This window comes from Haloferula sp., assembly GCF_049672945.1.
Taxonomy (GTDB): domain Bacteria; phylum Verrucomicrobiota; class Verrucomicrobiia; order Verrucomicrobiales; family Akkermansiaceae; genus Haloferula.
The window spans coordinates 1-6,110 of record NZ_JBATWY010000109.1 but is presented as its reverse complement, the minus strand read 5'-3'; the positions used below and the strand labels follow the sequence as shown (position 1 = coordinate 6,110).

General features: G+C 56.6%; 5 protein-coding genes and 2 pseudogenes. 5 read left to right on the top strand and 2 right to left on the bottom strand.

Annotated features, from left to right (window positions below; all coding sequences use genetic code 11):
* The 4 genes and pseudogenes from WBG04_RS09715 to WBG04_RS09700 form a co-directional block, all read left to right on the top strand.
* Positions 1-617, top strand: a pseudogene (locus tag WBG04_RS09715) (N-acetylgalactosamine-6-sulfatase); the annotation flags it as partial.
* A complete protein-coding gene (locus WBG04_RS09710; RefSeq protein WP_424314215.1) occupies positions 614-1,471 on the top strand; it encodes a DUF1961 family protein in 858 nt (285 codons plus the stop codon). The pseudogene WBG04_RS09715 and the gene WBG04_RS09710, both read left to right, overlap by 4 nt.
* A gap of 155 nt (positions 1,472-1,626) precedes the next feature.
* Positions 1,627-2,547: pseudogene (locus WBG04_RS09705) on the top strand (reverse transcriptase domain-containing protein); the annotation flags it as partial.
* 45 nt (positions 2,548-2,592) lie between these two features.
* On the top strand, positions 2,593-2,910 hold the full coding sequence (locus tag WBG04_RS09700) for a group II intron maturase-specific domain-containing protein (RefSeq protein WP_424314216.1): 318 nt from the start codon (positions 2,593-2,595) through the stop codon (positions 2,908-2,910).
* Positions 2,911-3,138: 228 nt separating this feature from the next.
* On the opposite strand, the gene WBG04_RS09695 is transcribed toward WBG04_RS09700, so the two are convergent.
* Entirely contained in the window at positions 3,139-4,056 is a 918-nt protein-coding gene (locus WBG04_RS09695) for a hypothetical protein (protein ID WP_424314214.1), read from the bottom strand.
* A 52-nt stretch (positions 4,057-4,108) separates the two neighbouring features.
* Positions 4,109-5,212, bottom strand: coding sequence for a hypothetical protein (locus WBG04_RS09690; protein WP_424314213.1), 1,104 nt, complete (start codon positions 5,210-5,212; stop codon positions 4,109-4,111).
* A 560-nt stretch (positions 5,213-5,772) separates the two neighbouring features.
* On the opposite strand from WBG04_RS09690, the gene WBG04_RS09685 reads away from it, so the two are divergent.
* On the top strand, positions 5,773-6,015 hold the full coding sequence (locus WBG04_RS09685; protein WP_424314212.1) for a hypothetical protein: 243 nt from the start codon (positions 5,773-5,775) through the stop codon (positions 6,013-6,015).
* The last annotated feature ends 95 nt before the right edge of the window (positions 6,016-6,110 follow it).

The following is a 6,110-nucleotide window of genomic DNA, read 5'->3' as shown; positions in this document are numbered from 1 at the left end:
GCCCGACCCAAGAAGAGCAGGATACGCCAGGACGAGCCGCCAAGAGGTCGCTCGGAATGATCCCCAAACCCATTCAAACCCCGCCGCGCGACACCACCGCTGAACTCAAGTCCGACAGACTGCTAGCCGCCATCACCGGCCAGCCACTGCCGGATCGACCGCTCGACGGCGTCGACCTAACAGGCGTGATCGATGGCAAGCTGGACGCACGTCCCACACCCATCGCCTTCTGGGACTTCGATAGCGGGCGGCTGATGGCCACCAAACCGGAACCCTACATTGATCCCAAGTTGCAGGAAGGGACGACTCCCTTGGTCAAGCTCATGGGTAGCAAAGCCACGCGTGATTTCGTCAATTTCCGCTATCCCGCTATCAACGACGCCGACTACCTCGGCCCCCGGTCAATCATCGTGGGTGACCACAAGCTCGTCGTCCGCGAAAACAACAAGGGCGAACCGGGCATCGAGTTGTTCAATTTGAAAATCGATCCTGCGGAGAAAACCAACCTCATTGACAAAGAGCCCGAACTCGCCCTCAAGTTGCAAGATCAGCTCCGCCAGTGGCAGGAATCGGTGCTCAACAGCCTGACAGGAGCGGACTACCACGAATCCAAATGAAGCCATTTCCCCTCGCGATTTCCATCCTTCTCGCATCCGTGTTGATCGCGCGGGCCGGAGAAGAACCAAATCCCAAACCCGATCCTGCGCGGGACAAGGCCGCCTACGAACGGGCCGCCGCCGGAGCGTGGCAGGAAGTTTTTTCAGACCCCTGCACCGGCGATTGGCGGGAGCGTTGGTTTCTCGATGGCGAGGTGGGGACTGTCGAGACCGCACCGGAAGGCATGACCCTGACCGCCGGACAAGAATTCAAGAACGATGCCCATCACATGGTGCTGTGGACGAAGCAGAGCTTCGAAGGAGACCTCAGGATCGAATACGAATACACCCGCATCGACGACGAAACACGCTGTGTCAACATCCTCTACATTCAGGCCACCGGCAGCGGGAAGGGGCCTCATGCCCGTGACATCTCGCAGTGGAACGAACTCCGCAAGGTCCCTGCGATGGCGACCTACTTCGACCACATGCACGCCTATCACATCAGCTACGCCGCGTTTCCAAACTCAGGGGAAAACCGCGTATCTTACATCCGAGGTCGGCGCTATCTGCCCGAGAGCAAGGGGCTCAAAGGCACTGAGCTGGCACCGGATTACCAACCGGAAGGATTCTTCGCTCAAGGCGTGCCGCACCACATCACGGTGATCAAGAAAGACCGAGACATCTTCATGCGCGTCGAGAACTCGGAGCGGACGGGATATTTTCACTTCAGCAACCCGCGCCTGCCCGCCATCACCGATGGCCGTGTCGGACTGCGCCACATGTTCACCCGCTCGGCGCGCTATCGCAATTTCCGAATCAGCAAACTCCAGGATAAAATCCCCGCTGGAGAACCCGCCACAACCGTGCCGTAACCACCCTTAGGTTGAAATGAAATCACGCGCTCATCTTTCCGCACAGGTCGCCTTCCGTCATTCGGTCTCGGCGCTGCTCCTGATCGCCGTTCTTTCGCCTGTTGCCCGCGGCGCAGAAGTTTCGGCATGAGCCGTTGACTGCGTTGAGCCACCATATGGACCTGAACTGGATGTGCGAAGCCTACCGTCAAGTGCGTAAGAACGCCGCGACGGGAATCGACGGTCAGACAGTCGCCCAATACGGTGAGAGCCTCGTGGAGAACCTGCGGGACTTGCAAACGCGTGCTAAGAGCGGCAGCTATCAAGCTCCGCCAGTCAAGCGGGCGTATGTCCCCAAGAACGAGAAGGAAGACCGGCCAATCGGAATACCGACCACGGAGGACAAGATCCTCCAGCGGGCGGTATCAATGATTCTGGGGCCGATTTATGAGCAGGAGTTCCTGCCCTTTTCGTTCGGGTTCCGACCGGGGCGATCACAGCATCAGGCACTGGAATACCTGAGAGAACAGTGCTTTGCTCAGAAAGTGCAATGGGTCCTTGAGGTGGATTTGCGGAAGTTCTTCGACACTGTCGATCATCGGCAGATGCAGGAATTTTTGAGCCGTCGGGTGCAAGATGGAGTAATGAACCGCCTGATCGGCAAATGGCTGAAGGCGGGCGTGTGGGAGAAAGAGGAAGTGAGTTACCCGGAGGAAGGTACACCCCAAGGTGGGGTGATTTGATGCTCGCCGCCCCACGGCTCGCACCCCTTCGGGGCACGTCGCTTCGCTCCTGTCCATCCCGCTCCGCGGTATTCACCACTGCTCAGTAACATCTATCTGCATGAGGTGTTGGACAAATGGTTCGTAGAATCCGTTCAGCCCGCGTGTCAAGGGAAGACCTTCATGGTGCGATATGCCGATGACTTTGTCATGGGTTTCGAGCGACTGGAGGATGTTCATAAAGTCCAGCGGGTGATCGCAAAGCGGTTTGCTCGTTTCGGGCTGGAGATCAATACTGAGAAAACGCGGTTGGTGCGCTTCGGGCGGCCATCGCGGACTGGAGGAGTCGGTGAGAAACCGGAGACCTTCGACTTCCTAGGCTTCACCCACTATTGGGGGAAATCACAGAAGGGCAATCAGGTGGTGAAGAAGAAGACCGCCAAGGGGCGGTTCCGACGGACGCTGCAAGCGCTCAAGAAGTGGGGGATGGAACACTGTCACCTGCCGATGAAAGAGCAGCAGCGAAAACTCAACGAGAAGCTGCGGGGTCATGACGGCTACTACGGAGTCACTGGAAACATTCGCATGCTGTCACAGCTGCGGTGTGAGGTGGCAAAGTTGTGGCGCAGGTGGCTTCAGCGGCGCAACCGTAGCAGCAGCCCGAACTGGGAAAAGTTCCAGGGAATGCTGAGGGTGTTTCCTCTTATCCCGGCTCGCATAGTTCACTCCAGTATGTAATGAAACCACAACCCCGAGGAACCGGATGCGTCAATTGCGCTCGTCCGGATCAGTGGGGGGCGTCGTCCGACCATCGGGTCGGGCGGCCCTATCCCGGAAGCAGTCAAGCCGAGTATCCCTTCGATCCCAAGAAGGGTATGGAGAAGTCAAGCGGTTGAAATAGAACGGGCAGGGGCCGAAGACCCCTGCCCGTCGAAACCTCTCCATTGAGAGGAAGTCATGAAGAGCCTAGCTCTTGAAACGGCGGCGGATAAACAGGAACGCAACGCCCATGCTTGCAATGAGACTTGGCGTACCTGGTTCAGGGATCACGTTCAGGACGAGGTCACCGCCCACTCCCTGTGACAAGGTCCAATCCGTATTCTCAACTCCCAATCCGGTGACCGTGTAGTTACCTGAGCCAAACGATCCGGACATGGACGCGGCATTCACCAAGGTGAACGATGCAGGACCGCCGCTATAAAGACTGGCGTCAACGGTGAGCAGCGAATTGGTGGGATCTACGGTAAAGGCGTCACCTACGGCAATCGATCCAACACCAACTGAACTGAACACAAAGTCGAGAATCCCCGTTGTCAACATCGTGAGGTCTCCAGTCGTCAGTGCAGCGGAAGCGTTGCTGCCGAGCATGGAATACTTACCGTTGGCACCTATCGTCATGTTTCCACTCAGCGTAAGTGTGCTACTGCCCGAAAGCTCATACAATCCACCATTGGCATCATCCGTCCCGAGGGTGATATTTCTTGCGCTGGTTGTTCCGGAAATCTGCTTAACGAAGGTGCTAAAACCCGCTGTCGCACCCGTGGTGCCAATGCTCATGTCCCTGAGCTGCGTCGTATCGTTGTCAATGGTGAGCTTCCCCGAGTTACGCATGAGAAGGTCGACAATTTTGTCTCCAGCCATCTCTGCATCGATCGTGGAAATATCAGTCCCGCCGAAAAACGCGGCAATATCTGCAGCATCCGCGCCGTTGCCGGGAACGACGCCGCCTTGCCAGTTCGCTGCGGTATTCCAGGACGGGCTGGTGGGAGGCACTCCAACAAAGTTAATGGTAGCAGCCTGTGCACCCACTGCCGCCATTAGCGATAGCGTGCCAACTCCAATTCCGATTTGTTTCATTTGTTTCATTTGTTTCATTTGTTTCATTTGGGTTTCGTTTTCTTTCTTTTTCTGGTATCGCCGTTTCGAAGTCGGCGCTTTACAAGGGGGCTGGATCTTTCTCGATCACTGCAAAGAAGCGGGTCGTATTTCCCCCGCCGGGTACGTTGGTGAGGCCGTTGGACGGCGAAGTGCCTGCGATGTCGGCATTGCCCTCCCATACCGACCAAGTGCTGATGGGAGTCGCGAGATCGGTGCTGCTGACCAGGTCGTAGAGCTTGCCGTCTTGGCTGGTCCAGCTGAAGTCGTAGTTGCCGGGATTGGAGCCGTTCGCGGAGATGGTCAGCTGGATCGTGCTGGCAGCTTCCTCGGTAAGCACATTCAGGACGAGGTCGCCGTCGGTCTCCTGTGTCAGGGACCAATCGACATTCTCAACACCCAATCCTGTAACCGTGTAATTCGCTGGGTCGAACGAGCCGTCCATGAAAGCTGAATCAACCAAGGTGAAAGATCCAATCCCGCCTCCATAGAGAGAGCCGTCAATCTCAAGCACCGAGGCGGCCGCATCGACTGTGAAGGTCGCGGCTACGGTGACCGCTCCGACACCCGTTTCATCGAAAGTAAAGCTGAGAATCCCGGTGGTCAGCATCGTGAGGTTTCCGAGGGTTGCGTCAGTCAGACTAGCGGAAGCGTTGCTGCCGATCAGGGAGAATTTACCGTTGGCACCGATCGTCAGGAACCGACTTAGCCCAAGCTGAGCAGAACCCGACACCTCGTAGAGTCCGCCATTAGCGTCATCCGTTCCGAGGGTAATCTCTCTCGCGCTTGTTGTCCCTGCGGTTTGCTTGACAAAGGTGCCAAAACCCGGGGTGGCTCCCGTGGTTCCAATGCTCAATATGCGCAACTTGTCCGTATCGGCGTTAATGGTGAGCTTGCCCAGATTGCGCATCAACAAATCGACGGCACTTCCCGTGGTGAGAGGATCGTTGATCTCCGCGATGTCAGTCGCACCGAAGAATTGACCTTGATCTGCAAATGCTCCGCTCGTGCCGGGAACGACGCCGTCAAACCAGTTTTCCGTGTTGGTCCATGACGGATCGGTTGGAGCAACGCCGATAAAATTAATGCCCAGTGCCTGCACGCTCGCCGTCGCCATCAGCAATAGTGAGGCCACTCCGATTCCGGTATTTTTATGCTTTTTCATTTTTTGGTCTTTTTGAGTTTTTGATCCCTTCAGTTGTCCATTATCAAAAGCGATGTTTCCATTGCCTTTAGAAATCTACCATTTGCCAGCAAATCGCCTTTCCGGCTTTCTTTTGGCTGACTCCCAAGCGAAGTCGTTCGCGGGTGCGGTGCGCTTTGATGCCCACACGCACCATTGGCGTTGTGAGAGCCGCTCTAGGCACCCGCACTGCCACTCCCCAGCACCGTGTAGTGTGGGGGGCATGCTAAGGTTTTCTGGAGCCATGGGTTTCAGGGGGCTGTTTGCGTCGGTGGGGCCCTGCCGCGCACCGAATGCTTGGCAGAGCGAGTTCCACGAGAAATCGACCTCTTTTGTAACAGGTGACCAACAACCGTCCATCATGTGTTTACATGATTCAGGGAGGCCATCGATAAAGTAAGTCGAAATCCTGAATCCGTGAACTATACTGCCGCGCATCACGATTTGTGAAATGGCTGGGCAGGAATGTGGCTGGGGACTCTGGCCCCAGGCCGTTCAGGGGGATTCCAGCCCCCTCCGGTTTTCACAAATCCTGATGCGCGGTGGTATACTATGGCTTGGAATACGGATTTTTCCACGAGATGCGGGAGCTGGGTGTCTCCTCGGTCATGCGCATCCGCAACGAACCCTGCATGGAGATCGTCGAAGAGCTTGACCTAACGGATGCCGACCTTGTCGCAGGTGTCAACCCCCTTTTCCCCGCCCTCTGGTCCGGCCCAACGGCTGGTTCAGGAGCCGCCCGCCAAAAGCAATTTCCTAGCAGTCTGTCGGACTTAGACCAGTGACGAATTGGATAGCGGCTGCTATGCTCGGGGCATGGCAGCCAAGTTCGTCAATATCGACCACGATTCGCCCATGTTGTTGCCTCCCGACCTTCGGG

What these genes read in the sequence shown, in the direction of transcription:
- WBG04_RS09710 (WP_424314215.1), top strand. Translation starts at nt 614, where the DNA reads ATGAAGCCATTTCCCCTCGCGATTTCCATCCTTCTCGCATCCGTGTTG.
- WBG04_RS09690 (WP_424314213.1), bottom strand. Translation starts at nt 5,212, where the DNA reads ATGAAAAAGCATAAAAATACCGGAATCGGAGTGGCCTCACTATTGCTG.
- WBG04_RS09695 (WP_424314214.1), bottom strand. Translation starts at nt 4,056, where the DNA reads ATGAAACAAATGAAACAAATGAAACAAATGAAACAAATCGGAATTGGA.